The organism is Dyella sp. (genome assembly GCF_035503745.1).
In the GTDB taxonomy this organism is placed as follows: domain Bacteria; phylum Pseudomonadota; class Gammaproteobacteria; order Xanthomonadales; family Rhodanobacteraceae; genus Dyella_B.
In genome coordinates this window covers 68,870-95,130 of sequence record NZ_DATJTC010000025.1, presented here as the reverse complement: position 1 = coordinate 95,130, position 26,261 = coordinate 68,870, and the positions used below count along the sequence as shown (strand labels likewise).

The following is a 26,261-nucleotide window of genomic DNA, read 5'->3' as shown; positions in this document are numbered from 1 at the left end:
CTCGAAGGAAAAAACGGATTAGAAGTTGGAGACCGCCGGCAGGACATGCGGCGCGGGCTCGGCCAGCAGACTGCCATCGAGCAGGCGCGGCAGCAGTTCCAGCGCATCCTCAAAGCCGGTGATCGGCACGTAGGGAATGCCCGTCGCCCGGCAATGCTCAATCAGGCGGTGCTTGGCGAAGACGAAATCGACCCGGTCGGCGGCGCAGAAATCGGAGGCGCCATCGCCGATCAGCAAGGTCTTGGCGCCGCCCGTGCGTGCCTGCGCCACGCAGGCGCACTTGCAGGTGCCGCTACGGCAGCCTTCGGCCCGGAAGGGCGAGGTAAGCTGCCATTGACGCGGCGGCGTGGCCGGGGCCAGGTGATTGGCCGCCAGCGGGAGATGATCGAGGCCGTAACGGCCCAGGATGCGGTGAATGGCGTAATCCAGACCGTCGCTGACCACGCGGATGGGCGTGTGCAGCTGCGCGGCGCGTTCGACGAACGCCGGGAAAGCGTGGTCGATCCACAAGCCGTCCAGATGGCTGTCGAGCTCGTCCCGGCGCATGTCCAGCAAGCCGACCTGCCCGCTCATGCACTCACGCGAACCGATGCGACCGGCGCGCCAGTCCTGTTCCAGGGTCTCCCAGCCGGGGCGGCCGAAACGGTCAAGCAGCGAGTCGATCACGTCCTCGACGGAGATGGTGCCGTCAAAGTCGCAGAGGATGTTCCAGGCAGTCACGCACCACTCCAGCATCAAAACGAGGCTCATCTTGGCAAGCACCCCCTTTCGGTCTCCTTTCCGGGAACGCAAGGCTTAGGCAAGCAACCGTAAGTTGTTCCGTAACAAGTAAGCCAAATCGAAGCCTTAACCCGGTATGCTTACGATTTGCACGCTTCATTGACGGTTCTTAAGCCCGTGCACGATGCCGCTTTGCGCCACCCGCTTCGATTTGGCCGTCCGTCGATGGCCGCGCTGCGCCTGCTTGCGGCCCTGGCGCTGACCTTGCTCGCCGGTTGCAGCGCCGCACCGCTGCCGGCCCTGAAGCCTCCGGTACCCCAGGCATGGCGCAACGCGCCCCTTCCCGCGCCGCCCGGCGGCCCGGCGCAACCGGACCTGCACAATTGGTGGCAGGCGTTCAACGATCCGGACCTCAACGCCCTGGTCGAACGCGCGCTGGACGGCAACCTGGATGTCGCCGCCGCCGCCGAACGCCTGCTTGCCGTACGCATCCTTTACGGCCACGCCACCGACAAATACCTGCCGAGCCTGCGCGCGGACACCAACCAAGTGATCCAGCCCGACGCCAGCGCGTCGTATTTCATCGCCGGTTTCGACGCCCTGTGGGAAGTACCGTTTTTCGGCGCCTTGAAAAGCACCCGCCGTCTCGCCAACGGCAACCTGAGCACCGCGCGCGCGCAATGGCAAAGCGCCTACGTCACCCTGGTTGCCGAGGTCGCGCGCTGCTGGATCGAATTGCGCACCGCCCAGCAGCAGGCGCAAGAACTGGCCCAGGTGCGCGATGCCGATCGCGAGAAACTGCGCCTGGTGCAGGTGCGCGCGCAGCTCAAGCTGGCCTCGCCCGCCGACGTCGCCGCTGCCGAATTAGAACTGGCCCGTGCAGAAATAGCGCTGACCGACCCGCAACGCGCGATCGAAGCCAACGCGCAGCAACTGGCCGTGCTGCTGGGCCAGAACGAGCCCGATCCGGCATGGCTGGCCGATGCCGGCGCGCAACCCGAACTGGGCAGCTGGCAACTGACCAGCGCACCCGCCGACCTCCTGCGTACCCGCCCCGAAATCGCCAGCGCCGAGGCCGACGTGCTGCGCGCCGCGGGCGAAGCCGGGCTCAGCCATGCGGACATCTATCCGCATATCGGCCTGGGCAGCTCGCTGGATTGGTCGCTGAACATCCTGCATCACCATACATTCTTCCGTTCCGGCGAAGGCATCTTTTCGGTCGGCCCGGTGGTGGACATGCCCCTGTTCGACTGGGGCATGCGCGTGGCGCAAGCACACGCCAAAGACCACGAGCTGAAAGCGGCGGTGTACGCCTATCGCCAGGCCGTGCTGCAAGGTGTCGCCGAAACGGAAACAGCCATGAGCGACCTGCAGCAACTGCGCCTGCGCGAAGACGCCGCCGAACGCGCCGTGCAGGCATCCGATCGCGATGCAGCGGCGGTGGACGAGCGCCGCGGCCTGGGCCTGAGCAGCACACTGGCGTGGCAGGACGCGCTGATCGCACAGCGCAATGCGCAACTGGAACTGATTTCCGCGCGCGCCGAACGCGATCTCGCCTACGTGTCGCTGTACAAGGCGCTGGGCGGCGCGCCCCTGCCACGGGACAACGTCGCCGCTCACTACGACGCATCCGCACGTCCGAAGGATGCCCGCTGATGGTGGCGCTGGCGCGCAAGACGCTTATCCATGAATGGCGGCGCTTCCTGCCCGCCGTCGTGGCGGTGGGATTCGCCGGCTTGCTGCAATTGTTGCAGGCTGCGCTGGTGCTGGGCATTTTCGGCAGCGCAAGCGTCTATATCACCGGCTCGTCGGCCGACTTGTGGGCCGGCTATCCCGGCACGCAGAGCGTCAATCTGGGCCGCCCCATCAGTGAAGACGTCGCAATGCGGTTGCGCATGGATCCGGATGTCACCCGCGTCGAACCGTTCCGCTGGGTCGATGCCGATTGGCGCGGACCGCGCGATACCGGCGGCGTGTCGGTGTTCGTCTCCGGCATCGATACACGCCCGGACGGCATGATGTTCTCGCGTGCGCTGCCGCCGGCACTGCGCGCGAAATTGAACGAGCCGGGCGCGGTGATCGTGGACAAGGCGGACATCGACAGCCTCGGCGTCAACATCGGCGATACCGCCGCGATCAACGGCCAGCGCGTGCGCGTGGTGGGCGTAAGCAGCGGCCTGCGCGCGCTCGGCGGCGTCAACATCGTTTCCTCGCTGGATACCGCGCGCGTACTCGACCTGGATCCCAACGACGCCGGCATGATGACCTACTTCGTCGCCAAGCTGCGCGATCCTTCCAAGGCCAAGCAGGTTGCCGCGCGCCTGACCGGCTCGAACGCATTCGGCCCCTACACCGTCTGGACGGCCAGGGAATTCGCGCGCCAGTCGCAGCTGTACTGGATGCTCGACACCGGCGCGGGCGCGGGCGTGCTGTTCCTGGCGGGCATCGTGTTCCTGGTCGGCGCGGTGATCACCAGCCAGACCTTGATCGCGGCGGTGATCGGCTCCATCCGCGAATACGCCACGCTCAACGCATTGGGCGTGGGCCGCGGCGCGCTGCGCAAGGTGATCATGGAACAAGCCTTCTGGGTCGGCGCGCTGGGCCTGGTATGCAGCATCGTGATCGGCATCGTGCTGCTGATCATCGCGCGCAATCGCAGCGTACCGATGGAACTTCACCCGCTTACCGCCGCCGTCTGCCTTTCGCTGAGCATGGCGCTGGCGATCGTGTCGGGGCTGGCCGCAATGCGCAGCCTGCGCCGCGCGGACCCGGCGAGCCTGCTGCGATGAACGCGGCCGCTGCCATGCAGGCGCCCTCCTCGCGCACGCCCTCGCTGCAAGCGCGTGGCGTCAGCAAGTCCTTCGTGTCCGGACGCGTCCACAGCAGCGTGCTGCAAGATTTATGGCTGGACGTGCATGCCGGCGAACTGACGCTGATCTCCGGCCCGTCCGGCTGCGGCAAAAGCACACTGCTGGCCATCTTGAGCGGCTTGCAGCCGGCCGACGCGGGCGGCGTGCTCGCGCTCGGCCATGAACTGGGCGGCATGGGCATGCGCGAACTGGAGAACTTCCGCCTGCAACACACCGGCTTCGTGTTCCAAGGCTTCAACTTGTTCCCGGCGCTGAGCGCACTGGAGCAGGTCGAACTGCCGCTGACCTACATGGGCCTGACCAAAGGCATGGCGCGCAAGCGCGCGATCGATTCGCTGGAAGAAGTGGGCCTGGGGCCGCGCATGCGCCTGCGCCCGGCGGAACTTTCCGGCGGCGAAAAGCAGCGCGTGGCGATCGCGCGCGCCCTGGCCAAGCAGCCGGAACTGCTGTTCGCCGACGAACCCACCAGCGCGCTCGACGCAGCCAACGGCCAGACCATCATCGACATCCTGCACCGCATCGCACGCACGCACGGCACCACCGTGCTTTGCGTCAGCCACGATCCGCGCCTGGTCGGCCACGCCGACCGCGTGCTGGCGATGGAAGACGGCCGCATTCTGAGCGACCATGTCCGGCCATCGCCGTCCGGCGCATCCGAGGCCAAGGAGCCCTCCGCATGAATCCGCGTCACCCCCGCTTCGCACTGGCCTTGCTTGCAGCGGCGCTGCTCTGCGGCTGCTCGCAGGACCAGACGTCGGCGGCTAGCCCGGCGGCACCGGCCTATGCGGCCGTGGCGCGCGGACGCATCGATATCGAGGGTGGCCTGCTCAAGCTGACCATGCCTGCCGAAGGCGTCGTCGACAACGTGGACGCACACGAAGGCCAGCACGTGCATAAGGGGCAGCTGCTGGCGCAGCTCAAGCTCGAGCCCGCCAAGCTCGCACTCGACTCGGCGCAGGCCGAGCAGCAACAGGCTGCCGACCAGGCCAGCGCGCTCCAACAGCGCGTGAAATCCGCCGATCTGCGCGCCTCGCGCCTGGAACAAGCCGCCAAAGCCGGTGCCGGCGACGTGCAGAGCGCCGACGATGCACGCGAAAACGCACAACAGGTGCATGCCGAGTGGGAAAACGCCAAAGCCAATACCGCGCTGGCCGCACAGAAAGTTGCCGCTGCGCGCTATCAGCTTGAACTGCGCAGCCTGCGTTCGCCGGTGGATGGCGAAATCGTGCAACGCATGGTGCAACCGGGCGCCACGGTATCGCCGGCGTCGGGCCCCATCTTCGTAGTGCTGCCCGACGCGCCGCGTATCGTGCGCGCCGAGCTCAACGAATCGTTCATTGGCGTCGTGCACCAGGGCATGGCGGCCGAGGTAGACGACGACAGCGGCGCCGGCATGGCGCCATTGCAGGCACATGTGCTGCGCATCGGCGATGTCTTTGGCGCCAGCACGCTGGAAGACGACCCGCAGGTGCGGGCCAACACGCGCACGGTGGAGTGCGTGCTGGCGTTCGATCAACAGCCCTCCACGCCGCTGCGGATCGGCCAGCGCGTGGTGGTGAAGTTCGCGCCGCAACCGGCCGGCACCTCGCACTGATCGCGGCTAACGCATCAGCGGTCGTCGCGCGTCCAGATCAGGCCATCGCTCTCGCGCACCGGAAACCGATGGATCGGCTCGTAAGCCGGCGGACAGGTCGGCTGGCCGGTGCGCAGGTCGAAACGTGCGCCATGGCGCGGGCATTCCACCTCCAACCCGTGGATGTCGCCGCCGGCCAGCTCGCCGCCATCATGCGTGCAGATGTCCTCTACCGCGTACAGGTCGCCGTCGATATTGAACACCGCGATGGCAGTATCGCCATCCCACACCACCTTGAATTCACCGGGCAGCAGATCCGATCGCGTGCCCACTTCGACCCATGTTTCGTTCACGCCGCCGCTCCTGCCGACAAGGCCTTGATAAGCAATTCGAAGCGCAGATCGTCGCGCAGCGGAACACCCACGCGCTCGTCGCCGTACGGAAAGGGCTTGTATTGGCCCGTGCGGCGATAGCCGCGCCGCTCGTACCACGCGATCAGCTCCGCGCGCACGTCGATCACGGTCATGTGCATCGCCGCGCAACGCCAGACCTCGCCGGCCACCCGCTCCGCCTCGGCCAACAGCCGCTTGCCCAGGCCGCCGCGCTGCCACGGCGGATCGACAGCGAACAGACCGAAGTAGGCAACATCGCCCTGGCGCTGGATGTGACAACAGGCGCGCAGCACCCGATCGACCGACGCGAGCAGGATAACGCTGTCAGGCGCGACGAACAGTTGGGAAACCAGTTCCTCATCCGTGCGCCGGCCATCGAGCAGATCGGACTCGGTCGTCCATCCGCGCCGGCCCGACGCGCCGCGATACGCGGATTCGACCAACGCCACGATGGCCGGCACATCGGCCACGCCGGCCATACGAAAATCTGGGGCGATATCGGTAATCATCCCTCGATGATAATCGCCTTGCGCGGCCGGCCATAGATGCCACGCCGCATCGTTGACGCAGGCGCGCGATTGGGCGGAGCTAACGAGTCCGCCGTGAAGGGTGGGATCATCTGGACCGCATGGCTTGCCCGCGCTGGCGCCGGGCACCGGCACTGATCGACGGGATCGCGCTACCCGCCGCGCGCCGTTTCGCTGCAATACCGTGCGAAACGGTCAAAGCAACAGTTTGCGCACCTTGAGCAAGGCCGCGACGAATGCGTCGATTTCTTCGCGCGTGTTGTAGAACGCCAGCGATGCGCGCAGCGTGGCGGGCACGCCGTAGAACTGCATCAGCGGATGCGCACAATGATGGCCCGAGCGCACCGCCACGCCTTCCAGGTCAAGCAGCGTCGCGAGATCCGTCGCTTGCGCGCCTTCGATCAAAAAGGAAATGACCGGCTCTTTTTCCGCCGCTTCGCCGAAGATGCGCAAACCAGGAACCTCGCGCAGGCGTTCGGTGGCGTAAACAAGCAGCTCGTGCTCCCACGCGCGCGTCGCATCGAAGCCCAGCGCCTGGATGTAATCGATGGCGGCGCCGACGCCCGCAAAGCCGGCGATGTTTGGCGTGCCCGCTTCAAACTTGTGCGGCGGTTCGGCGAAGGTGGTGCCGTCCAAACGCACTTCGCGAATCATCTCGCCGCCACCGAAGAACGGCGGCATGGCCTGCAGGTGTTCACGCTTGGCCCACAGCGCGCCGGTGCCGGTGGGCGCCAGCATCTTGTGGCCGGTCAGCGCGTAGAAATCGCAGCCGAGCGCCTGCACGTCCACCGGACGGTGCGGCAGCGCCTGCGAACCATCCACCAGCAACGGGATACCGCGACGGCGGCATTCGCGCGCGATCTCGCGCACGGGGTTGACCGTGCCTAGCACGTTGGAAACATGGGTGACGCAGGCAAGCTTTACGTCCGGCGTCAGCAGCTCGAAGAATTTTTCGACGATCAATTCGCCGCGCTCATTGATCGGCGCCGCTTTCACTGTCGCACCGCTGCGCATCGCCACCAACTGCCACGGCACGATGTTGGCGTGGTGCTCCATCACGGTGGTGAGGATCGTATCGCCGGGCTTGAGGCGCGGCAACGCGTAGCTGTAGGCCACCAGGTTCATCGACTGCGTGGTGCCGGAGGTCAGCACCACTTCGTTGCGCGAACTGGCGTTGATGAAACCGGCCAGCTTATCGCGCGCGCTTTCGTAAGCGGCCGTGGCCTCTTCGCCGAGCTGGTGCACCGCGCGCGCCACGTTCGCATTGTGCTCGCGGTAATGCCGGTCCACCGCCTCGATCACCTGCCGCGGCTTCTGGCTGGTATTGGCGTTATCCAGATACACCAGCGGCTTGCCATGCACCGTACGGCGCAGCAATGGGAAATCCTCGCGCACCCGCTGCACGTCGAAATCGAGGGAAGGCTGGCTGGGCTTGGCGTTCATGGCGGACCGTCTGGATGACAGGTGTGTTACGGCAGGTGCGCGATCAGCGCATGGGAAAAGTGATCGCGCAGGGTTTCGTTCGGCAGCGCCGCAAACACGGCGCGGCAGAACGCGGCGGTGAGCAGCGCCCGTGCCTCGGCCTGCGGCAGGCCGCGCGAACGCAGGTAGAACATCGCGCGCTCGTCGAGCTGGCCGACGGTGGCGCCGTGCGCGGCCTTCACCTCATCGGCATAGATTTCAAGCTCCGGCTTGGTATCGATCTCCGCCAGCGCCGAGAGCAGCAGGTTTTTGTTGCTGAGGCTGGCGTCGCTGCCATCGGCCCCCTCGGCCACCACGATCGCACCGCGGAACACGCCGCGCGAGCGTTCGTCGGCGACACCGCGCCACACCGATTCGGAGGCGGTGTCCAGGGCCTGGTGCCGGATCGAAAGCTGCGTATCCACGTGCTGGCGTCCGCGCAACACGAACACGCCGCGCGTATCGATGCGTGCCCCGTCGCCGCGAAGTTCCGCATGCAGATCGTGGCGTACCAGCGCGCCGCCCAGTTCCAGCGCATACAGCGCCGCCTGCGACTTGGCGCCCAGGCGCAGGCTGCTGCGGCGGATCAGCGTGCTCTCTTCGGCGGCGCTCTGCAGCAGCACGTGCTGCAGCTGTGCACCGTCATGCACGACGATATCGCCGACCAGCGTGCCAAGGTGCTTGTTCTGGGTGGTGGCCAGGTGATGTTCGACCAGGTTGAGCTGCGCGCCTTCACCCAGCTCGATCACGTTGCGCACGTGCCAGGCCAGCTCGCCCTGCGCGGGCGCGCCCACGAAACACAACTGCACGGGCTTGCCGATGCGCGCGCCGGCCGCCACGCGCAATACCACGCCCTCGCCCGCCATCGCCGCATTGAGCTGGGCGAATACGTCGCCGGTCTCGCGGTAATGCCGGCTGAGCGCGAAGCGCAGCGGTTCGGGATCACGCTCCAACACTTGCGACAACGGCTGCAGGGTGAGGCCCGCCGGCAATGCATCCAGGCGTGACAGATCGGCCCGGAACACGCCGTTGACGAACACCAGGCGCGGGCCTTCCACGCCCGGCAACACCAGCGTATGCGGATCGACGGCGTGCTTGGCGGCCGCGGCGTCGCCCAACGCGAAACGGCGTTGACCGAGCGCACGCAGCGTCGTGTATTTCCATGCCTCGGCACGGGTATCGGGCAACCCCGCGGCAACGAAGGCTTCCAGGTTTTCGCGCCGCGCGGCATCCAGCCAGGCGTGCCCGCTACCGGGCAGGCGCAGGTTCGCCGCGTCGCGCAGCCCTTCGATGAAGGGTAGCGAAGCCGGTGACTGGCTCATGCACGTGCCCCGGCAGCCGGCGCCGGATCGCGCTCGGCGACCCATGCATAACCGTGTTCTTCCAGCTTCAGCGCCAGCGTTTTGTCGCCGCTTTCGACAATGCGGCCATCCGCCAGCACGTGCACGAAATCGGGCTCGATGTAATCGAGCAGACGCTGATAGTGGGTAATCACCAGGAACGCGCGCTCAGGCGAACGCAGCGCGTTCACGCCTTGCGCGACCTGCTTGAGCGCATCGATGTCCAGCCCCGAATCGGTTTCGTCCAGAATGGCCAGCTTCGGTTCCAGCACGGCCATCTGGAAAATTTCGTTGCGCTTTTTTTCGCCGCCCGAGAAACCCTCGTTGACGGCACGATGCAGCAGCTCGTCGGAGATCTGCATGATCTTGAGCTTCTCGCGCACCAGCTTGAGAAACTGCATGGAATCCAGCTCTGCCTCGCTACGTTGCTTGCGCTGTGCGTTGAGCGCGGCACGCAGGAAATAGGTGTTGTTCACGCCGGGAATTTCCACCGGATACTGGAAGGCGAGAAACACCCCGGCGGCGGCCCGCTCTTCCGGCTCCAGCGCCAGCAGATCGCGCCCTTCGAAGACGACCGAACCTTCGGTGACTTCATAACCGTCGCGACCGGACAGCACGTTGCCCAGGGTCGACTTGCCGGCCCCATTGGGCCCCATGATGGCGTGCACTTCGCCCGGCTTCACGGTAAGCGAAAGCCCCTTGAGGATGTCTTTGCCCTCGACGCGGGCGTGCAGGTTTTCGATCTTCAGCATGGCGATAGATTTGGCTTTAAGGACGTCAATGAGTGTTCGGTACGATGAGAGGATGCTTGACGAGCTCGGCGCAGGGTGCCGAATCGCGCTCTCCATACGCCGTGCCGCGCAGGTATTCGCACAGGCGAGCGGTGCGCTCGCGTTCCAGGCTTGCTTGATAAAATGCGTACGCAGCGGGATAAGCGGTGCCGCGCTCGGCGCCCTCGCCGTCTTCGATGGCAAAGCGCGCCTTGAGGTCCGCATCGCGATAGGACAGCCACTGGCGTTGCGACTGCCGCAGCTTGTCGAGCATGACCGGATAAGCTGCCCATTTCTTGAGCACGGCCTGATAGGTCGCGTTGAGTTCCTTATCCGCCGCCGATACCGCGTCTTGCGCGCACTGGTTCATGTCCGCCTGGGTGTCGGCCTTGGCGCAGTAACGGTCCACGATCTGTTGATCGGACGGCGGCTGGTCCGCTTGCACGGCACAGGCGATCAGCAGCATGCATGCCGCCAACAGGGTTTTCATCCCACCGCCCCTTCCAGCGAGATTTCGAGCAGCTTCTTCGCCTCGACCGCAAATTCCATCGGCAGCTCGCGGAACACCTGCTTGCAGAAACCGTCGACGATCATCGACACGGCGTCTTCTTCGCCAATGCCGCGGGCGCGGCAGTAGAACAGCTGGTCGTCGGAGATCTTGGAGGTGGTCGCCTCGTGCTCGACGATGGCGCTGGGGTTTTTCACTTCCATGTAGGGAAAGGTGTGCGCGCCGCACTTCTTGCCGATCAACAGCGAATCGCACTGCGTGTAGTTGCGCGCACCTTCGGCGCCCTTCTCCACTTTTACCAGGCCGCGATAACTGTTGGAGCTGCGGCCGGCACTGATGCCCTTGGACACGATCTTGGATTTGGTGCCCTTGCCGATGTGGATCATCTTGGTGCCGGTATCGGCCTGCTGGCGATGGTGGGTCAGCGCCACGGAATAGAACTCGCCCACCGAACGATCGCCGCGCAGCACGCAGCTGGGGTATTTCCAGGTGATGGCCGAACCGGTTTCCACCTGCGTCCAGGAAATTTTCGCATCGTCGCCGCGGCAATCGCCGCGCTTGGTAACGAAGTTGTAGATGCCGCCGCGGCCTTCCTCGTCGCCCGGATACCAGTTCTGCACGGTCGAATACTTGATCTGCGCTTTTTCCAGCGCGACCAGCTCCACCACGGCCGCGTGCAGCTGGTTCTCATCGCGCATCGGCGCGGTGCAGCCTTCGAGGTAGGACACGTAGGCGCCGTCTTCGGCGATGATCAGCGTGCGTTCGAACTGTCCGGTGTGGCCGGCATTGATGCGGAAGTAGGTGGACAGCTCCATCGGGCAGCGCACGCCCTTGGGAATGAACACGAACGAACCGTCGGAAAACACCGCCGAATTCAGCGCGGCAAAGTAGTTGTCGCCCACCGGCACCACGCTGCCGAGGTAGGTTTGCACCAGCTCGGGGTATTCGCGGATGGCCTCGCTCATCGAGCAGAAGATCACGCCCGCGTCGGCCAGCTCCTTGCGGAAGGTGGTGCCCACCGAGACTGAATCGAACACCGCATCGACCGCAACGCCGGCCAGCTTGGCGCGCTCGTGCAGCGGCACGCCGAGCTTGTCGTAGGTTTCCAGCAGTTTCGGATCGACTTCGTCGAGCGATTTGGGGCGATTTTTCGGCGAGGCGTAGTAGCTGATCGCCTGGAAATCGATCGGCCCGATGTTGAGCTTGGCCCAGTGCGGCGCCGGCATGGTGAGCCAGTGGCGATAGGCTTTCAGCCGCCATTGGGTCATCCACTGCGGCTCGCCCTTGAGCGCGGAAAGCTGGCACACGATGTCTTCGGACAACCCCGGCGGCAGGCTGTGCGTTTCGATTTCGGTGACGAAACCGGCGTCGTAGCGACGGCCGAGCGCGGCGGCGACTTCGGCGTTGTCGCGCAGCACGGCGGGGCTATCGTTTTCGATGGTCATGGTGCGGTCCTGCCTTTCAATTCGGTAAGCGCGACGGTGGCCACGGGTGCGTGCGCGGCGGGGCGCAGCATGTCGGCCAGGCTCATCGAGCGCAAAGCGTTGTCCAAGACGTTGTTGATGCGTTGCCAGCTGCCGCGCACGCCGCACTGCTGCTGGCGTTCGCAATGGCCTTCGCTCAAGCTGCATTCGGTCATGCCCAGCGGCCCCTCCATCGCCTCCACGATCTCGGCCACGCTGATGTCCTGCGCCGGGCGCGCCAGGCGATAACCGCCGTTGACGCCGCGGAACGAATCCACCAGCCCGGCATGCCCCAGCGACTTGAGCAACTTGCTGACCGTAGGCAGTTCCAGATGTGCCTGCTCGGCGATGTCGGCCGTGCTGAGCACGGCATCGGGGTGCGCGGCGATGCAGGTCATCACCACCGTGGCGTAATCGGTCAAGCGGCTGACACGGAACATGGGGGAGGCACCGCGTTAATTCAGACCAAAATGGTACAGATTGCGGGCGCGATGGTCAATCCGGCCGGCGTTTGCATGTGCGGTCAATTGCACCAATTCGGTACATCGATTGCACCAAGATAAGCACCGCCGGACCGCACAGGCGTCCGCACGGGTGGCCGCCAATGGCTTGCTGGCGCGCTTTGCCGGGACTGTCCCCGCGCTGGCACGTATTCTGCTGTACCGCAACAAAGCCGTCCATGGGGAGCCTGTACGCATGAAGTGGATTACCGCGATCATCAAGCCCTTTACGCTGGACGACGTCCGCGAAGCCCTCGGCGAGGCCGGGGTGCAGGGCATGACCGTCACCGAGGTCAAGGGCTTCGGCCGCCAGCGCGGCCATACCGAGCTGTATCGCGGCGCCGAGTACGTGGTCGATTTCCTGCCCAAGCTGAAGGTCGAAATCGCGGTGGCGGACGACCAGGCCGACATCGCCATCGAAGCCATCACCCGCGCCGCCCGCACGGGCAAGGTCGGCGACGGCAAGATTTTCGTAAACGACTTGGAACAGGTGATCCGTATCCGCACGCAGGAGGTGGACGCCGATGCGCTTTGAGGGGAGAACCGTTGAAAGGGGAAGGGAACGTCGCATGACAACCACGCACCGCACTGCCGCCCGCCTCGCCACGCTCGTGCTTGGCCTGGCCACCACCCTGCCCGCCTTCGCCCAGGCCACGCCCACGCCCGCGCTCAACAGCGGCGACACCGCCTGGATGATCGTGGCCAGCGCCTTCGTGCTGATGATGACGATCCCCGGTGTCGCGTTGTTCTACGGCGGCATGGTGCGTTCGAAAAACCTGCTGTCGGTGATGATGCAATGCCTGGCCATCACGTCGCTGGTGACGGTGCTGTGGATGGTCTACGGCTACTCGATGGCGTTCAGCACGCAAGGCATGCACGCAGGCGTCACTAACTGGCATTCGATCATCGGTGGCTTCGACCGCGTGATGCTGGCCGGACTCACGCCCAATTCGCTGTACCAGACGGTGCCCGAAAGCGTGTACGTCATGTTCCAGCTGACCTTCGCCATCATCACCCCGGCGCTGATCATCGGCGCTTTCGCCGAGCGCATGAAGTTCAGCGCGATGCTGATTTTCAGCGGGTTGTGGCTGACCTTCGTCTATCTGCCGATCGCACACATGGTGTGGAGCGGCCCGGGCTCGCTGTTGGGCGACCTGGGCGTGCTCGATTTCGCCGGCGGTACGGTAGTGCACATCAACGCGGGCATCGCCGGCCTCGTCGCGTGCCTGGTTGCCGGCAAACGGCGGGGCTATCCGCATACGCATATGCCGCCGCACAACCTCGGTTATACGGTGATTGGCGCAAGCATGCTGTGGCTGGGCTGGTTCGGTTTCAATGCGGGTTCGGCGGTGGCCGCCAACGGCAATGCCGGCATGGCGATGCTGGTCACGCAGATCGCCACCGCCGCCGCGACAATCGGCTGGGTCGCGGTGGAATGGATCATGCACAAGCGCGCCAGCGTGCTGGGCGCGGCCTCCGGCGCCGTGGCGGGGCTGGTCGCGATCACCCCGGCGGCGGGCACGGCGGGACCGGGCGGGGCTCTGATCATCGGCCTGGCGGCCGGTGCGGTGTGTTTCTTCTCCGCCACGCGGCTCAAGCACAAGCTGGGTTATGACGACACGCTCGACGTGTTCGGCGTGCACGCCATCGCCGGCATCATCGGCGCGCTGCTGACCGGTCCGTTCGCCGCGCCGAAGCTGGGTGGTTTCGGCAACGTGACCGAACCGCTGGCGCAACTGTGGATCCAGGCCAAGGGCGTGGGCTTCACGATCGCGTGGAGCGCCTTGTTGACCTGGGGCATCTTGAAGCTGGTGAACCTCATCGTCGGCTTGCGCGTGGAGCCGGAGCAGGAGCAGGTCGGGCTGGATATCGCCGAACATGAGGAACGTGCCTACAACCTCTCCTGATAAGCCGCTTTTCGACGCTCCTCTTGCTTTGCTGGGGAGTGGGAATGGGTAGCTCGGGCTTGCCGCGAGGTTGATGGCTTCACCCCACCCCAGCCCTCCCCTACTGCACGTAGGGGAGGGAGCATCGTGCGTGCAACTTTTCATGATGCTCTGCCTTTCACCCCTCCCCCTGCTTTGCAGGGGGAGGTTGGGAGGGGTGGCTCGGGCTTGCCGCGAGGTTGATGGGCTTCACTTCACCCAACCATCCCCTAATGCACGTAGGGGAGAGCGCATGATGCTGCACAACCATGCGTTTGGCAGGCACAGGCTCTAAGCTTTGCGTGTTTCCGCAACGAATGCCTCCATGCAAAGCACGCACGATCGCGCCACCGCCCGCCTCACCTGGACCCGCACCGCCCTTGGCGACCCTGCACTGACGCTGGCGCCGGCGTCGGCCGACGCAAGCTTCCGCAGCTACTGGCGCACGTATCACGAAGGCCGCAGCTGGATCGTGATGGATTCGCCTCCCACGCAGGAAGATCCGCGCCCATGGCTGGCGATCGGCGAGCGCCTTCGTGCCGCCGGCCTGCATGTTCCGGCGGTGTACAAGACCGATCTGGAGCAAGGCTTCCTGCTTATCGAGGATCTTGGTTCGCGCCTGTATCTGTCGAGCTTGAACGACACCAATGCCGATGCGCTCTACGGCGACGCCATGAACGCCTTGCTGCGCATCCAGAGCCGCATGGATTACGCCGATCTGCCGCCGTTCGACCAGGGCGTGGTGATGCGTGGGCTGGAGGTGATGCCGGAATGGTTTCTCGGCCGGCATCTGAAGCACACGCCCGACCACGCCGAGCAACAGATACTCGACGCCGCGTTCGAGGTGCTGCTGGCAAACATGCTGGAGCAGCCGCGCTGCTTCGTACATCGCGATTTCCACAGCCGCAATCTGTTGATCGTTGAGGACAACAACCCCGGCATCATCGATTTCCAGGGCGCGCTGGCCGGGCCGATCACCTACGACCTCGCTTCGCTGCTGCGCGACGCCTACGTCGCCTGGCCACGCGATCGCGTCCACGCATGGGTGGAATCGTATCGGTTGCGATTGCGGGAGGCGCGCATCCTTGGCGACAACGTCGGCCCGCAACGTTTCCTGCGCTGGTTCGATCTCACCGGCATGCATCGCCATATCCGCGTGCTGGGGCAGTTCTACCGGCTCTGGTACCGGGACGGCAAATCCGGCTATCTGGCCGACGTGCCGCGCGTTTATCACTACGTTGCGTCCGTTGCGCGCAGTTATCCGGAGCTGCACGGACTGGTGGCCTTGCTTGAGCGCCACGCGCAGGACCGCGACCTCACCCAGGTTGCCACCGCATGAGACACGCCCTGATTTTCGCGGCGGGCCTGGGCGAGCGCATGCGGCCGCTCACCGACCGCACGCCCAAACCGCTGCTGCCCGTACGCGGCAAGCCGCTCATCGTGTGGCATCTGGAAAAGCTGGCGGCGATGGACGTGCGTTACGTGGTGATCAACACCTCGCACCTGGCCGAACAATTTCCCGATGTGCTGGGCGATGGTTCGCGCTGGGGCCTGCGCATCCGCTACGCCTATGAAGGCCCGGTTCCGCTGGAAACCGGTGGAGGCATGCTCAACGCGCTGCCGCTGCTGGGGCCGGAGCCGTTCCTGGCGATCAGCGGCGATGTCTGGACCGACGCGGATTTGCGCAAACTGCCGACCGAGCCCAAAGGCCTTGCGCATCTGCTGTTGGTGGACAATCCCGCGCACCACCCCGCCGGCGATTTCGCCCTTGACGATCGGGGATGGCTCACATCCGATGGCGAGCCCAAGCTCACCTACAGCGGCATCGGCGTGTTCCGCCGCGAGCTGCTGGATAACTGGGCATCGCTGGTCGTCAACAACGAGGCAGACGCGCGCAAACCGCCGCGCTTCAAGCTCAGGCCATTGCTGGATCACGCGATCGCGCATGGAAAGGTCGGCGGCCAGCGGCATGCCGGCATCTGGACGGATGTGGGCACACCCGAACGCCTGGCCTCACTGCAGAACGATTGACGCCCGCACCCTGCGCCGTGTCAGGGCGCACCTGAAGGCGGCGGCGAAGACGGCACGGCGGTCACCGTCGCCACGCCCGGCAGCGTACGCGGCGCTGCCGCGGGTGCCGGCGCTGCCGCCACCGATGCATCCTGCGTTGCCGGCGTGCTGGAAGCCTCCTCCTGCGACATCGCCGCATCCTGCGCCTGCTTAGTCATCATGATGATGCTGATGCGGCGATTGATCGGAGCGCTGGGATCGCTCTTGTCGAACGGCACCGAATCGGAAAGCCCCACTATGCGCGCGATCTTGTCCTGCACTAAGCCGCCGCCCAGCAAGGCGCGACGCGCAGCATTGGCGCGATCGGCCGACAGTTCCCAGTTGCTGTAGCCGGCCTCGCCCACGTACGGCGCATCGTCGGTGTGCCCGGAAATGCTGATCTTGTTCGGTGCCTGGTTAATGAAGCCGGCCAGCTCGTGCAAGATCTCCACGGTGTAGGGTTTGAGCATGGCGCTGCCGGTGTCGAACATCGGGCGGTTCTGCTTGTCCACGATCTGGATGCGCAGGCCTTCGGGCGTGATGTCTAGCAGCAATTGATCCTTGAACGGCTCCAGCGCCTGACTCTTTTCAATGGCGGCGTGCAATTGCTTCATCAGGTTTTCCAGGCGCTGCTTTTCCTGCTCGCGCGCCAGCTTTTCCACTTCGGCGGGCGTGGCGGGCGAGCGCGATGCACGCCGGTCCTTGCCGGGGCCATGCGGCATGTCCAGCGCGCCGCCGAGCCGGATCGCGCTGTCGCTGGCGCCGCCGGGGCCTACCTTGCCCGGCGGCGCCATCGTGGCCGTGCCCGGCGTCATGCTCGGATTCTTGAAGTATTCGGCAATCGCCGCGCGCTGCTGCTTATTGCCCACGCCGATCAGCCACATCACCAGGAAGAACGCCATCATCGCCGTTACGAAGTCGGCGTAAGCCACCTTCCATGCGCCGCCGTGATGGCTGTGACGCTTGCGGCGTCCACGGCGAACCACGATCAGCGGGTCGCCGCCATGCTCGTTCACGCCGAAGCTCCCGCGCGCGCGCCCTTGAGGTGTTCTTCGAAATCCTGGAAATTCGGCCGGGTATGCGGCGACAGCGTCTTGCGCGCGAACTCCACCGACACCTTCGGGTTATAGCCGCGCAGGCTCGCCAGCAGGGCAACCTTGACGCACTCGAACGCCTTGCCATCTTCATGCACGCGATTTTCCATCGCCGCGCCCAGCGGCCCGACGAAACCGTAGCAAAGCAGGATGCCCAGAAAGGTGCCCACCAGCGCACCGGCGATGTGTTCGCCGATCTGCGACGTGTCGCCACCGAGCTGCGACATGGTGGTGACGATGCCGAGCACGGCGGCCACGATGCCGAAGCCGGGCAAGGCATCGGCCGTTTTCACCACCGCCAAGGCCGGTGCCTCCGCTTCGTGCTGGTGGGATTCCAACTCCACCTCCAGCAATTGCTCCAGCTCGTGCGGATTCATGTTGCCGCCCACCATCAGGCGCAGGCAGTCGGTGATGAATTCGATCAGCTCGTGCTCTTTCAACAGGCGCGGATAGGCGTTGAAAATCGAACTCGCCTGCGGATCTTCGATATGCGCTTCCAGGCTCATCAAACCTTGCTTGCGGATGAAGCCGAAGATGTCATAGAGCAGCGCGAGCAGATCCACGTAATCCTGCTTGCGGTATTTGGGGCCCTTGAACAAGGCCGCGATGTTGCTCAGCGCGCCCTTCACGATCTTTGAGGAATTGGCCGAAAGGAACGCACCCACGGCACCGCCGCCGATGATCATCAGCTCATTGGGTTGCCATAGCGCAAGAAGCTGTCCGTGCGAGAGCAGATAACCGCCCATCACGCAAGACAACACGACCAGGGATCCAATCAGGACAAGCATGTGAACTCCATTGGGGACACGGCGTCTCTTTGCGCTTATCGACCGTCGATCGGTAAAGTTAAGGATGGATCGCGCTCATCCGGGAAAATGCCGGAGAAGATGGCCTTCGCTGCACGTAAGTGACACGCAGCGTCACATTTGGCGCGCAAAAGTTCATGAAACGTGACCGCGCACACGCAAATAAAAACGGCCCGGATAACCGGGCCGTTAATGACACGCACATGTCGCGGGCGATCAGGGACGGCGCGCCAGCTCCGGATTCTCGCGCGTCACCGGCATCAGGTCTTTCTTCGACACGCCCAGCCACAGCAGGATCGGGCTGGCCACGAAGATCGAGGACAAGGTACCGACCAGGATGCCGATCAGCATCGTGATTGCGAAACCGTGCACCGTGGGACCGCCGAAGAAATACAGAGCCGCCATCGCAATGCTGGTAAACAACGACGTGATGATGGTTCGCGACAACGTGCTGTTGATCGAGCGATTGAGCACTTCTTCCGGATCGGCCTTGCGCGAGGAACGAAACAGTTCGCGGATACGGTCAAACACCACCACCTTGTCGTTGATCGAGTAGCCGATCACCGCCAGCACCGAGGCAAGCACGGTAAGGTCGAATTCGCGCTGCACCAGCGAGATCACGCCCAGCGTCACCAGCACGTCGTGCACTTCGGTGGCCAAGGCGGCAATGGCGAAACGGCGTTCGAAGCGGATCCAGAGATAGATGCCGATGCCGATGATCACGAAGATCGCGGCGGTGACACCGTCGCTGCGCAGCTGTTCGCCTACCTGCGGACCAACGTAGCTGCGCCCGGCGATCTTGGCGTCCGGGCGCGGCGCCTGCAGCGCCTTGGAGACGTCGGCGGCGATCAGGTCCAGGTTGGGCGACTTGCCTTGATCGGTGTAGTGCGTGTCGTCCTTGGGCTGGAAGCGGATCGACACCTGGCGCGTACCGCCCACGCTCTGCACGATGGCGTTGACGATGCCGCCCTTGTCGAGCGCGCTGCGCACCTCTTCCACCACCACGGGCTTGTCATAGGTCACATCGACGCTGACGCCGCCGGTGAAATCCAGGCCGTAGTTAAGGCCGCGCGTTGCCAGCAGCCCGATCGAGACCAGCATCAGCACGACGGCAATGCCAACCGTGAACGTGCGGATGCGCAGGAAGTGGATATTGCTGTTGTGATTGAAAATTTCCATGAATTCCCTCAGAGCCCGAATAGGGTCTTACACCGACAGCGTTTTCAGCTTGCGGCCACCGTGGATCAACGCGGTGATGGCATGCGTGACCGTGACCGAGGTGAACATCGAGGTCAGGATACCGATCAGCAGCGTCACGCCGAAGCCCTTGATCGGGCCCGAGCCCATCGTGGTCAGCGCCAATGCGGCGATAAGGTGGGTGACGTTGGCGTCGAGAATCGTCGCCCACGCCTTCTCGTAGCCGGCGCGGATCGCCGCCAGCGGCGTGGAGCCGTTGCGCAGTTCCTCGCGCACGCGTTCGCAGATCAGCACGTTGGCGTCGATCGCCATGCCCAGCGTCAGCACGATACCGGCAATGCCAGGCATGGTGAGCGTAACGCCGATGGCCGACATCACCGCCACCAGGATCACCAGGTTGAAGAACAGCGCCACGTCGGCCACCAGGCCAAACAGCTTGTAGTAGATCGCCGCGGCCACCAGCACCAGGCCCAGGCCCAGCAGCACGGCCTTCAGACCTTTGTCGATGTTGTCCTGGCCCAGGCTCGGACCGATCACGCCTTCGGAGACGATGTCCATCGACGCCGCCAGCGAACCGCCCTTGAGCATCAGTGCCAGCTCCGAGGCCGCCTTGGAACTTTCAAGGCCGGTGGTCTGGAACTTGTTGCTGAAGACGCCCTGGATGGTGGCGTAGTTGATCACCTGGTAGGTGGTCTTGGGCGTACGTACTTCCTTGCCGTCGACCATCTTGGTGTCGGTGGAGCGCTCGATGTAGACCACCGCCATCGGCTTGCCGACGTTGTCGCGGGTGAAGTCGAGCATCTTGGCGGCGCCAGCCGAATTGAGCGTGACGCTGACCATCGGCGAACCGGTCTGCTGGTCGTTGCCCGAGGCGGCGTCGATCAGCTCGTCGCCGGTGGCGATGGGTGTTTTGCTCACCAGGTATGGCTCACCATGCGTGCCGTAATACAGGTGCGCGTCGGGTGGGATGTTGCCGGTCTTCACCGCATCCTGCACGGCCGGATCGCGGCCGTCGCCCAGGCCCGCCACGTATTCCAGCGTGGCGGTGGCACCGATCACCTTCTTCGCCTCGGCCGGATCTTGTACACCGGCAAGCTCCACCGAGATGTGGTCTTCGCCCTGTGCCTGGATCACCGGCTCGGACACGCCCAGCGCATTGATGCGGTTGCTCAGCGTGGCAAGGTTCTGAGTGATCGCGGCCTTGGCCAGGTCACGCAGCTTGTCCGGCTTGATCACCGCGTTGAGCAGGTAGCGGTCGCCGGTATGGGTGCCGTCGGTGACATTGAGATCGGTGTACTCGGTGGCGATGGCGTCGCTGGCGGCGGAGCGGTCGGCGGCCGAACCCAGCACCACGACCACGCCCTGGCCGCGGGTGGCATTGCGGGCCACCGAAATGAACGGAATTTTCTTCTCTTTCAGCCACGCGGCAATGTCTTGCGTGTAGCGCGTTTCCTGTTTGTCGATGACGTCGTTCTGGTCGACCGCCATCAGGAAGCGCACGCCGCCCTGCAGGTCCAGGCCCAGCGGCATGGAGCGGCCGCCGATGGCGCTGAGCCAGGCCGGCACGGTCGATTGCAGGTTGTAGGCGACGGTGTAGTCGTCACCCAGCAGCGGACGCAGCGTATCGGCGGCATTCTTCTGCTGGTCGCCATTGGCGAAGCCGATCAGCACCAGGTCGCCGCCGCTCTTGTCGTGCTTGATGCTCTCGTCCAGGTACGGGATCTTGGCCGCCTGCAGCGCCGAGGCGATCTTCTGCCGCAAGGCCTGATCGACCGGCGCAGTGTGGCTGGCCGACACCTGCACCGCCGGCTTGGGCAGGTACAGATTGGGCAACGCATACAGAGTGCCGATCACCAGCACGATGGCGACCAGGTAATATCTCCAGCGGGGAAAATCACTCATGCCTTGCATCCGTAATAACCGCAGCGCCAGGCCGCGGGATCGCGTGAATTAATCGAAGGAAGACCGCACCGCATGGCGGAACGGTCAGGACGACTTCAGCGTGCCTTTCGGCAGCACCTGCTGGACCGCGCTTTTCTGCAGCTTGATCTTTACGTTCGGCGCGATCTCCACCGTGATGAAGGTCTCGCCCACGTCGTCCACGCGCCCGGCGATACCGCCGTTGCTGACCACTTCGTCGCCCTTGGCCAGGCCCGCCACCATCTGGCGGTGCTCCTTCTGCCGCTTCATCTGCGGCCGGATCGTCATGAAGTACATCACGCCAAACAGCGCCACCATGAGCAGGATCATGGAAAGGCCGCTGCTGGCGGCACCCGGTGCCGCCTGCGCCAGCACGAAAGTGGTCGGTAAAGTCATTGGTTCGTCCCGCAAGTTATGGCCGCAGCAGGAGTTTTCGCCGCGCACCCGATAAAAAGACCCTGGATTATGCCATGAGTACGGCTTTTTGCGTTTACCCCCACCCCATAAGGAGGGGCCTGCGGAAAGGGGCGCTCAAGCCGCAAGATTTTCGGTTTGTCCGCGAAACAGGCCAAAAGTTCGCCGCCCCCTGCCCCCGCAAGCGGCAAGCCGCCCCCGCAATAGGGACGAAAGGCTATTGGGCGGGGCGGCGGCGTGCGTAGAACCCGTTCACGAAATCGTCCAGCGAGGCGGCGGCGATCGCCCCGCGCAGGCCCGCCATCAGGCGCTGGTAATGGCGCAGGTTGTGGATGGTGGCCAGCTGGCTGCCCAGGATCTCGTTGCAGCGGTCCAGGTGGCGAAGGTAGGCGCGGCTGAAGCCTTGGCTGCAGGCGTAGCAGTCGCAGCCCTCCTCGATCACCCGCGTATCGTTGGCGAACTTGGCATTGCGGATGCGCAACGTGCCTTCGTCGGTGAACAGGAAGCCATTGCGCGCGTTGCGTGTAGGCATGACGCAATCGAACATGTCGATGCCGCGCCGTACCGCTTCCACGATGTCTTCCGGGCGCCCCACCCCCATCAGATAGCGCGGGCGGTCCGGGGGCAGCAGCGGCACGGTCAACTCCAGCGTGTGGTTGCGCTCGGCCTCCGGCTCGCCCACTGCCAGGCCGCCCACCGCGTAACCGTCGAAGCCTATCTGCATCAGCCCTTCGGCCGAGCGCCGACGCAGATGTTCATACACGCTGCCCTGCACGATGCCAAAGAGCGCATTGGGATTTTTCAACTCGTCGAAGGCGCGGCGCGAACGCTCGGCCCAGCGCAAGCTCAGCTCCATCGATTCGGCGGCGACACGTTCGCTCGCCGGATACGGCGTGCATTCGTCGAAGATCATCGCGATGTCCGCATCCAGCACGGTCTGGATGCGCATCGATTCCTCCGGCGAGAGGAACACTTTGGAGCCATCCACCGGCGAGGCAAACGTGACGCCCTGCTCGGTGATCTTGCGCTTGTGGGCCAGCGAGAACACCTGGAAACCGCCCGAATCGGTAAGGATCGGCGCCTTCCAGCCAATGAACTTATGCAGGCCGCCGAACGCCCCTACGACATCCAGGCCCGGCCGCAAAAACAGGTGGAAGGTGTTGCCCAGGATGATTTCGGCACCCACATCCACCAGGTCGCGCGGCGTCATGGCTTTGACCGAGCCATAGGTGCCCACCGGCATGAATGCCGGCGTTTCCACCGTACCGCGGTCGAAAGTGAGACGTCCGCGGCGCGCCGCGCCGTCGGTGGCGAGAAGATCGAAATGCATGGCAGTCATTGACCCATTATCGCGTGTCCGCGGCTTTTTCGCTCTGAAAGCGCAACAGCCGGACCGCGTCAGGGCCCGTGGGGCAGGATCAGCATCGCATCCCCGTAGGAGAAAAATCGGTAGCGCTCCTTCACAGCGTGCGCATATGCCCCCAGCATGAAGTCCCGCCCCGCCAGCGCCGATACCAGCATCAGCAGGGTCGACTGCGGCAGATGGAAGTTGGTAATCAACCCATCGACGCTGGTGATGTGGTAGCCGGGAAAAATGAAGATCTGCGTCTCGCCCGCGAACGGACGCAGCACGCCATCCACCGTGGCGCTTTCCAGCGCGCGCACCACCGTGGTACCCACGGCGATCACGCGTCCCCCGGCGCGGCGCGTGCGGTGAATCTGATCGACCAGCCCCGCGCCGACGTTCAACCACTCCCGATGCATGCGATGGTGCGACAGATCTTCCACCCGCACCGGCTGGAACGTACCCGCGCCGACATGCAGGGTGACGTAGCCGAAATCCACACCTTGCTCGCGCATTTGCGCCAGCAGACCGTCGTCGAAATGCAGTCCGGCGGTCGGCGCCGCCACCGCGCCGGGCTCGCGCGCGTACACCGTCTGGTAGCGCTCAAGATCGCTGGCATCGGCATGCCGCGAGATATACGGCGGCAGCGGCATCTCGCCCAGGCGCAGCAACAGGCGCTCAAGCGGCTCGGGCGATTCGAAGCGCAGATGAAAAAAGCCCTCGTCGCGCCCAAGCACCGTGGCATGGCTGCCATCGGCAAGGACGATGGCCGTACCCACGCGCGGCGTCTTGCTCACCCCTAACTGCACGGTCGCCTCATGCGCGCCCGTCACGCGTTCGATCAGGATTTCCACCGCGCCGCCGCTCGGCTTGCGCCCATACAAGCGCGCCGGCAACACGCGCGTGTCGTTGAACACCAGCAGATCGCCCTTGCGCAGCAGCAAAGGCAATTCGCGGAACATGCGATCGCGCCAGGTGCGCGCAGGCACGTCGAGCAACAGCAGACGACTGGCGCTGCGCTCGGCCAGCGGCGCCTGGGCGATCAGCTCGGGCGGCAGATCGAAGTTGAAATCAGACTTTTTCAAATTTATGCGTCATGGGACGTAATGGGCGATTATCGCGCAATTCTCACGGTGCGGCGAATGACGCCGCATGCAGGTATCTACCTACGGTCCGGCAGCCAACGGCACCGCGCGAGAACGAGACACTTTTCGCCGATCCCGGACATGGCATCGGCGGTCCCGCACATGGATGTGATCCGATATCGCTGCGCAACAACCGTCAATGCCGTATGTGCTGGCCAAAAAATCCAACGTAAACCCACAGGACTGCGTGGATTATTGGCGCAACCTGCAAAAGTCGAAGAATCCCCACATGGAAGACAGGCCGCCCACACGCGCTGCGGTCCAACGCTGCGATGCTGCGACGACGTATCGGCAGCCGGGCGACGCGCTTCAGGCATCACTGATACATACGCTGCTTACCGCGCGTGGGACATCCTGACGAAGATCGCTATTCAATGACATTGAAGCTTGGAAAACCCTTCGCTCCCGACCTCTGACCCACCTATCACAACCAGCCCTTTTGCCGCGCCAGGCGATACGCTTCGATGCGATTGGCCGCACCCAATTTGCCGATGGCTTCGGAAAGATAGTTGCGCACGGTACCGTGCGAGAGATTGAGCTTGGCGGCGATGTCGCCGGCCGACAACCCTTCGCCCGCGAAACGCAATACCTGCCGCTCGCGATCGTTCAACGGATCGGCTTCCGACCACGCCTCCAGCGCCAGTTGCGGATCGATCGAACGGCCGCCGCGATGCACGGTGCGCAATGCTTCGGCGAGATTTTCCGCAGGTGCGTCCTTGAGCAAATAACCCGATACGCCCGCGTCCAGCGCGCGACGCAAAAAGCCCGGCCGCGCGAATGTGGTGACGATGATCGACTTCACCGGCAGTTCGTAACGCTGGATGCGCAGCACCAGCTCCAGCCCGGTAATGCCGGGCATTTCGATGTCCGTCACCAGCACATCAGGCTTCAGCCGCTGCACTTCCCGCCACGCCATTTCACCGTCCGACGCCGAACCCAGCACCTCGATATCGGATTCAAGATTGAGCAGCGCCGACAGCGCACCGCGCACCATAGCCTGATCTTCGGCAAGCAGTACGCGGATCATGCGGCGCCTCGCGCGAGCCCTTCGGGTGTGCCGGCGGTTGCACCAGGCGCGTCCTGCGATACGCGGCGCGGCGTGGCCAGCGGAACACTGATGTTGAGTTTTGTTCCATGCTTGGGCGGCGAATCGATGGTGAGCGTTCCGCCCAACGCGCGCACACGTTCGCGCATGCCGCAGATACCGTTGCCTTCGGCGCTTTGGCCGCCGCGACCGTTATCGCAAATCTGCATATCGAGCTTTTCCGCCGCCAGTTCAAATCGCACGTGGGCTTCGGTTGCGCCAGCGTGCCGATGGATATTGGTGACCGCCTCGCGAATGACCAGCGCCAGGCTCCGTTCGATCTCCAACGGCAAGGAAGGCGGCAGCACGCCGTAATCCAAATGCACCGCGGACGATTCCAGCAGCAGGCGCGCCGAAGCCAGTTCGGCCGCAAGATCGGTGGCGCGGATGCCCGTTACCGCCGCACGCACTTCGGCCAACGCGTGGCGGGCGATCCCTTCGGCTTCTTCCAATTCCCGCTTTGCGGCAGCGGCATCCCGGTCGAAAAGCTTGCGCGAAAGCTCCAGCTTCAGCGTGATCAGCGAGAGCGTATGACCGAGCAGATCGTGCAGATCGCGGCCGATGCGCTCGCGTTCGGCCGTGGCCGCAAGGCGGCGCACCTCGTCCTGGGAAAGTTTCAGCGCGGCATTTTTCTTCGATGCGTTGATGCCGACGTTGACCACTGCCGAGATGACGGCCACCATCGCGATCAGATAGGCGATGAGCTGCCATGGTATGCGATTGAACGATGCAACCGCGGCGAACAGCACGCACATCAAAACCACGTTCAGCACATACCTGCGCCAGCCGCAAAAGCTGGCGCGCATCATCACGCAGCCGTAGATGAAATAGCAGCCGCCGGCCCCGCTGTCGAAATGCAAGGTGACCAGGCCCAGCAAGCCGATGGCCCATGCGTAGAACTGCACGGAACGCTGCGAGCGAACGATGCACAACGCATAGAGAAGCATGAAAACCGGATAGGTCACCGCCGTGGTGACCAGCCATTTCGACGTGAAGCCTTCGTCGCTCATCAGCGGGCCGAAGAATATCCAGATCGACCACAACAGATGGACCGCGTCCACCCATGGATTATGGCCTTTGCGGATATTCTCGGCCGCCTCCGAATCAGGCGCCGGCTTCAACCACGCGGGTGCTGGCAAAGAAAAAGGCATGTACGCG

At 64.4% G+C, this 26,261-nt stretch carries 26 protein-coding genes; 8 read left to right on the top strand and 18 right to left on the bottom strand.

Annotated features, from left to right (window positions below):
• Window positions 1-18: 18 nt before the first annotated feature.
• A complete protein-coding gene (locus tag VME63_RS09780; protein ID WP_325432720.1) occupies window positions 19-750 on the bottom strand; it encodes an HAD-IB family phosphatase in 732 nt (243 codons plus the stop codon).
• A 162-nt stretch (window positions 751-912) separates the two neighbouring features.
• On the opposite strand from VME63_RS09780, the gene VME63_RS09775 reads away from it, so the two are divergent.
• Genes VME63_RS09775 through VME63_RS09760 form a run of 4 tightly spaced genes read left to right on the top strand, consistent with a single transcriptional unit; the run spans window position 913 to window position 5,184 of the window.
• Complete coding sequence (locus VME63_RS09775; protein ID WP_325432718.1) at window positions 913-2,376, top strand: efflux transporter outer membrane subunit; 1,464 nt, start codon at window positions 913-915, stop codon at window positions 2,374-2,376.
• Window positions 2,376-3,509 (top strand): ABC transporter permease, encoded by a 1,134-nt coding sequence (locus VME63_RS09770; RefSeq protein ID WP_325432716.1) that lies wholly within the window; start codon window positions 2,376-2,378, stop codon window positions 3,507-3,509. The genes VME63_RS09775 and VME63_RS09770 overlap by 1 nt, the downstream gene beginning before the upstream one ends.
• A gap of 14 nt (window positions 3,510-3,523) precedes the next feature.
• Window positions 3,524-4,270, top strand: a complete 747-nt coding sequence (locus tag VME63_RS09765; RefSeq protein WP_414648239.1) for an ABC transporter ATP-binding protein — start codon at window positions 3,524-3,526, stop codon at window positions 4,268-4,270.
• Window positions 4,267-5,184 (top strand): efflux RND transporter periplasmic adaptor subunit, encoded by a 918-nt coding sequence (locus VME63_RS09760; protein ID WP_325432712.1) that lies wholly within the window; start codon window positions 4,267-4,269, stop codon window positions 5,182-5,184. Before VME63_RS09765 ends, VME63_RS09760 begins: the two co-directional genes overlap by 4 nt.
• A 14-nt stretch (window positions 5,185-5,198) precedes the next feature.
• Here the strand turns inward: VME63_RS09760 and VME63_RS09755 are convergent, their stop codons facing one another.
• The 8 genes from VME63_RS09755 to VME63_RS09720 form a co-directional block, all read right to left on the bottom strand.
• A complete protein-coding gene (locus tag VME63_RS09755) occupies window positions 5,199-5,516 on the bottom strand; it encodes a non-heme iron oxygenase ferredoxin subunit (RefSeq protein ID WP_325432710.1) in 318 nt (105 codons plus the stop codon).
• The gene (locus VME63_RS09750) at window positions 5,513-6,034 is read right to left on the bottom strand and encodes a GNAT family N-acetyltransferase (RefSeq protein ID WP_325432709.1); all 522 of its coding nucleotides are present in this window, start codon (window positions 6,032-6,034) and stop codon (window positions 5,513-5,515) included. The genes VME63_RS09755 and VME63_RS09750 overlap by 4 nt, the downstream gene beginning before the upstream one ends.
• Before the next feature lie 243 nt (window positions 6,035-6,277).
• Window positions 6,278-7,525, bottom strand: coding sequence for a cysteine desulfurase (locus VME63_RS09745; protein WP_325432707.1), 1,248 nt, complete (start codon window positions 7,523-7,525; stop codon window positions 6,278-6,280).
• 26 nt (window positions 7,526-7,551) lie between these two features.
• On the bottom strand, window positions 7,552-8,865 hold the full coding sequence (gene sufD, locus VME63_RS09740; RefSeq protein WP_325432705.1) for a Fe-S cluster assembly protein SufD: 1,314 nt from the start codon (window positions 8,863-8,865) through the stop codon (window positions 7,552-7,554).
• The gene (gene sufC, locus VME63_RS09735; RefSeq protein WP_414648235.1) at window positions 8,862-9,731 is read right to left on the bottom strand and encodes a Fe-S cluster assembly ATPase SufC; all 870 of its coding nucleotides are present in this window, start codon (window positions 9,729-9,731) and stop codon (window positions 8,862-8,864) included. The genes sufD and sufC overlap by 4 nt, the downstream gene beginning before the upstream one ends.
• The gene (locus tag VME63_RS09730) at window positions 9,661-10,119 is read right to left on the bottom strand and encodes a lysozyme inhibitor LprI family protein (RefSeq protein WP_325432701.1); all 459 of its coding nucleotides are present in this window, start codon (window positions 10,117-10,119) and stop codon (window positions 9,661-9,663) included. Before VME63_RS09730 ends, sufC begins: the two co-directional genes overlap by 71 nt.
• A gap of 20 nt (window positions 10,120-10,139) precedes the next feature.
• On the bottom strand, window positions 10,140-11,606 hold the full coding sequence (gene sufB, locus VME63_RS09725; RefSeq protein ID WP_325432699.1) for a Fe-S cluster assembly protein SufB: 1,467 nt from the start codon (window positions 11,604-11,606) through the stop codon (window positions 10,140-10,142).
• Window positions 11,603-12,064: an SUF system Fe-S cluster assembly regulator gene (locus VME63_RS09720; RefSeq protein WP_325432697.1), complete on the bottom strand. Its 462-nt coding sequence runs from the start codon at window positions 12,062-12,064 to the stop codon at window positions 11,603-11,605. The genes sufB and VME63_RS09720 overlap by 4 nt, the downstream gene beginning before the upstream one ends.
• Window positions 12,065-12,320: 256 nt before the next feature.
• On the opposite strand from VME63_RS09720, the gene VME63_RS09715 reads away from it, so the two are divergent.
• From VME63_RS09715 to murU, 4 genes are all read left to right on the top strand, one after another.
• Window positions 12,321-12,659, top strand: coding sequence for a P-II family nitrogen regulator (locus tag VME63_RS09715; protein ID WP_325432918.1), 339 nt, complete (start codon window positions 12,321-12,323; stop codon window positions 12,657-12,659).
• Between the two features lie 34 nt (window positions 12,660-12,693).
• Window positions 12,694-14,031, top strand: coding sequence for an ammonium transporter (locus tag VME63_RS09710; protein ID WP_325432695.1), 1,338 nt, complete (start codon window positions 12,694-12,696; stop codon window positions 14,029-14,031).
• Between the two features lie 343 nt (window positions 14,032-14,374).
• Window positions 14,375-15,388, top strand: a complete 1,014-nt coding sequence (locus VME63_RS09705; RefSeq protein WP_325432693.1) for an aminoglycoside phosphotransferase family protein — start codon at window positions 14,375-14,377, stop codon at window positions 15,386-15,388.
• Window positions 15,385-16,080 carry an N-acetylmuramate alpha-1-phosphate uridylyltransferase MurU gene (murU, locus tag VME63_RS09700; RefSeq protein WP_325432691.1) on the top strand — a complete coding sequence of 232 codons (696 nt, stop codon included), beginning with the start codon at window positions 15,385-15,387 and terminating at the stop codon, window positions 16,078-16,080. The genes VME63_RS09705 and murU overlap by 4 nt, the downstream gene beginning before the upstream one ends.
• A gap of 20 nt (window positions 16,081-16,100) precedes the next feature.
• Here murU and motB read toward each other — a convergent pair whose 3' ends face one another.
• The 9 genes from motB to VME63_RS09655 all read right to left on the bottom strand — a co-directional run bounded on the left by motB (window position 16,101) and on the right by VME63_RS09655 (window position 26,254).
• The gene (motB, locus tag VME63_RS09695; RefSeq protein WP_325432689.1) at window positions 16,101-17,114 is read right to left on the bottom strand and encodes a flagellar motor protein MotB; all 1,014 of its coding nucleotides are present in this window, start codon (window positions 17,112-17,114) and stop codon (window positions 16,101-16,103) included.
• Window positions 17,111-17,980 (bottom strand): flagellar motor stator protein MotA, encoded by an 870-nt coding sequence (gene motA, locus VME63_RS09690; RefSeq protein WP_325432687.1) that lies wholly within the window; start codon window positions 17,978-17,980, stop codon window positions 17,111-17,113. The genes motB and motA overlap by 4 nt, the downstream gene beginning before the upstream one ends.
• Before the next feature lie 234 nt (window positions 17,981-18,214).
• Window positions 18,215-19,177 (bottom strand): protein translocase subunit SecF, encoded by a 963-nt coding sequence (gene secF / locus VME63_RS09685; RefSeq protein WP_325432685.1) that lies wholly within the window; start codon window positions 19,175-19,177, stop codon window positions 18,215-18,217.
• Window positions 19,178-19,204: 27 nt separating this feature from the next.
• Entirely contained in the window at window positions 19,205-21,097 is a 1,893-nt protein-coding gene (gene secD / locus VME63_RS09680) for a protein translocase subunit SecD (protein WP_325432683.1), read from the bottom strand.
• An 84-nt stretch (window positions 21,098-21,181) separates the two neighbouring features.
• Entirely contained in the window at window positions 21,182-21,511 is a 330-nt protein-coding gene (gene yajC, locus VME63_RS09675; RefSeq protein WP_325432681.1) for a preprotein translocase subunit YajC, read from the bottom strand.
• Window positions 21,512-21,746: 235 nt separating this feature from the next.
• Entirely contained in the window at window positions 21,747-22,868 is a 1,122-nt protein-coding gene (gene tgt / locus VME63_RS09670) for a tRNA guanosine(34) transglycosylase Tgt (RefSeq protein WP_325432679.1), read from the bottom strand.
• A gap of 59 nt (window positions 22,869-22,927) precedes the next feature.
• Window positions 22,928-23,959, bottom strand: a complete 1,032-nt coding sequence (gene queA / locus VME63_RS09665; RefSeq protein WP_325432677.1) for a tRNA preQ1(34) S-adenosylmethionine ribosyltransferase-isomerase QueA — start codon at window positions 23,957-23,959, stop codon at window positions 22,928-22,930.
• Between the two features lie 484 nt (window positions 23,960-24,443).
• Window positions 24,444-25,046 (bottom strand): response regulator transcription factor, encoded by a 603-nt coding sequence (locus tag VME63_RS09660; protein WP_325432675.1) that lies wholly within the window; start codon window positions 25,044-25,046, stop codon window positions 24,444-24,446.
• Window positions 25,043-26,254, bottom strand: a complete 1,212-nt coding sequence (locus VME63_RS09655) for a sensor histidine kinase (RefSeq protein WP_325432673.1) — start codon at window positions 26,252-26,254, stop codon at window positions 25,043-25,045. The genes VME63_RS09660 and VME63_RS09655 overlap by 4 nt, the downstream gene beginning before the upstream one ends.
• Window positions 26,255-26,261: the final 7 nt, after the last annotated feature.

Excerpts from the sequence above, each read along its gene's own strand:
- VME63_RS09780 (WP_325432720.1), bottom strand. The coding sequence starts at position 750 with ATGAGCCTCGTTTTGATGCTGGAGTGGTGCGTGACTGCCTGGAACATC.
- VME63_RS09770 (WP_325432716.1), top strand. The coding sequence starts at position 2,376 with ATGGTGGCGCTGGCGCGCAAGACGCTTATCCATGAATGGCGGCGCTTC.
- VME63_RS09765 (WP_414648239.1), top strand. The coding sequence starts at position 3,524 with ATGCAGGCGCCCTCCTCGCGCACGCCCTCGCTGCAAGCGCGTGGCGTC.
- VME63_RS09760 (WP_325432712.1), top strand. The coding sequence starts at position 4,267 with ATGAATCCGCGTCACCCCCGCTTCGCACTGGCCTTGCTTGCAGCGGCG.
- VME63_RS09750 (WP_325432709.1), bottom strand. The coding sequence starts at position 6,034 with ATGGCCGGCGTGGCCGATGTGCCGGCCATCGTGGCGTTGGTCGAATCC.
- VME63_RS09745 (WP_325432707.1), bottom strand. The coding sequence starts at position 7,525 with ATGAACGCCAAGCCCAGCCAGCCTTCCCTCGATTTCGACGTGCAGCGG.
- sufD (WP_325432705.1), bottom strand. The coding sequence starts at position 8,865 with ATGAGCCAGTCACCGGCTTCGCTACCCTTCATCGAAGGGCTGCGCGAC.
- sufC (WP_414648235.1), bottom strand. The coding sequence starts at position 9,731 with ATGGAGAGCGCGATTCGGCACCCTGCGCCGAGCTCGTCAAGCATCCTC.
- VME63_RS09730 (WP_325432701.1), bottom strand. The coding sequence starts at position 10,119 with ATGCTGCTGATCGCCTGTGCCGTGCAAGCGGACCAGCCGCCGTCCGAT.
- sufB (WP_325432699.1), bottom strand. The coding sequence starts at position 11,606 with ATGACCATCGAAAACGATAGCCCCGCCGTGCTGCGCGACAACGCCGAA.
- VME63_RS09720 (WP_325432697.1), bottom strand. The coding sequence starts at position 12,064 with ATGTTCCGTGTCAGCCGCTTGACCGATTACGCCACGGTGGTGATGACC.
- VME63_RS09715 (WP_325432918.1), top strand. The coding sequence starts at position 12,321 with ATGAAGTGGATTACCGCGATCATCAAGCCCTTTACGCTGGACGACGTC.
- VME63_RS09710 (WP_325432695.1), top strand. The coding sequence starts at position 12,694 with ATGACAACCACGCACCGCACTGCCGCCCGCCTCGCCACGCTCGTGCTT.
- VME63_RS09705 (WP_325432693.1), top strand. The coding sequence starts at position 14,375 with ATGCAAAGCACGCACGATCGCGCCACCGCCCGCCTCACCTGGACCCGC.
- murU (WP_325432691.1), top strand. The coding sequence starts at position 15,385 with ATGAGACACGCCCTGATTTTCGCGGCGGGCCTGGGCGAGCGCATGCGG.
- motA (WP_325432687.1), bottom strand. The coding sequence starts at position 17,980 with ATGCTTGTCCTGATTGGATCCCTGGTCGTGTTGTCTTGCGTGATGGGC.
- secF (WP_325432685.1), bottom strand. The coding sequence starts at position 19,177 with ATGGAAATTTTCAATCACAACAGCAATATCCACTTCCTGCGCATCCGC.
- secD (WP_325432683.1), bottom strand. The coding sequence starts at position 21,097 with ATGAGTGATTTTCCCCGCTGGAGATATTACCTGGTCGCCATCGTGCTG.
- yajC (WP_325432681.1), bottom strand. The coding sequence starts at position 21,511 with ATGACTTTACCGACCACTTTCGTGCTGGCGCAGGCGGCACCGGGTGCC.
- tgt (WP_325432679.1), bottom strand. The coding sequence starts at position 22,868 with ATGACTGCCATGCATTTCGATCTTCTCGCCACCGACGGCGCGGCGCGC.
- VME63_RS09660 (WP_325432675.1), bottom strand. The coding sequence starts at position 25,046 with ATGATCCGCGTACTGCTTGCCGAAGATCAGGCTATGGTGCGCGGTGCG.
- VME63_RS09655 (WP_325432673.1), bottom strand. The coding sequence starts at position 26,254 with ATGCCTTTTTCTTTGCCAGCACCCGCGTGGTTGAAGCCGGCGCCTGAT.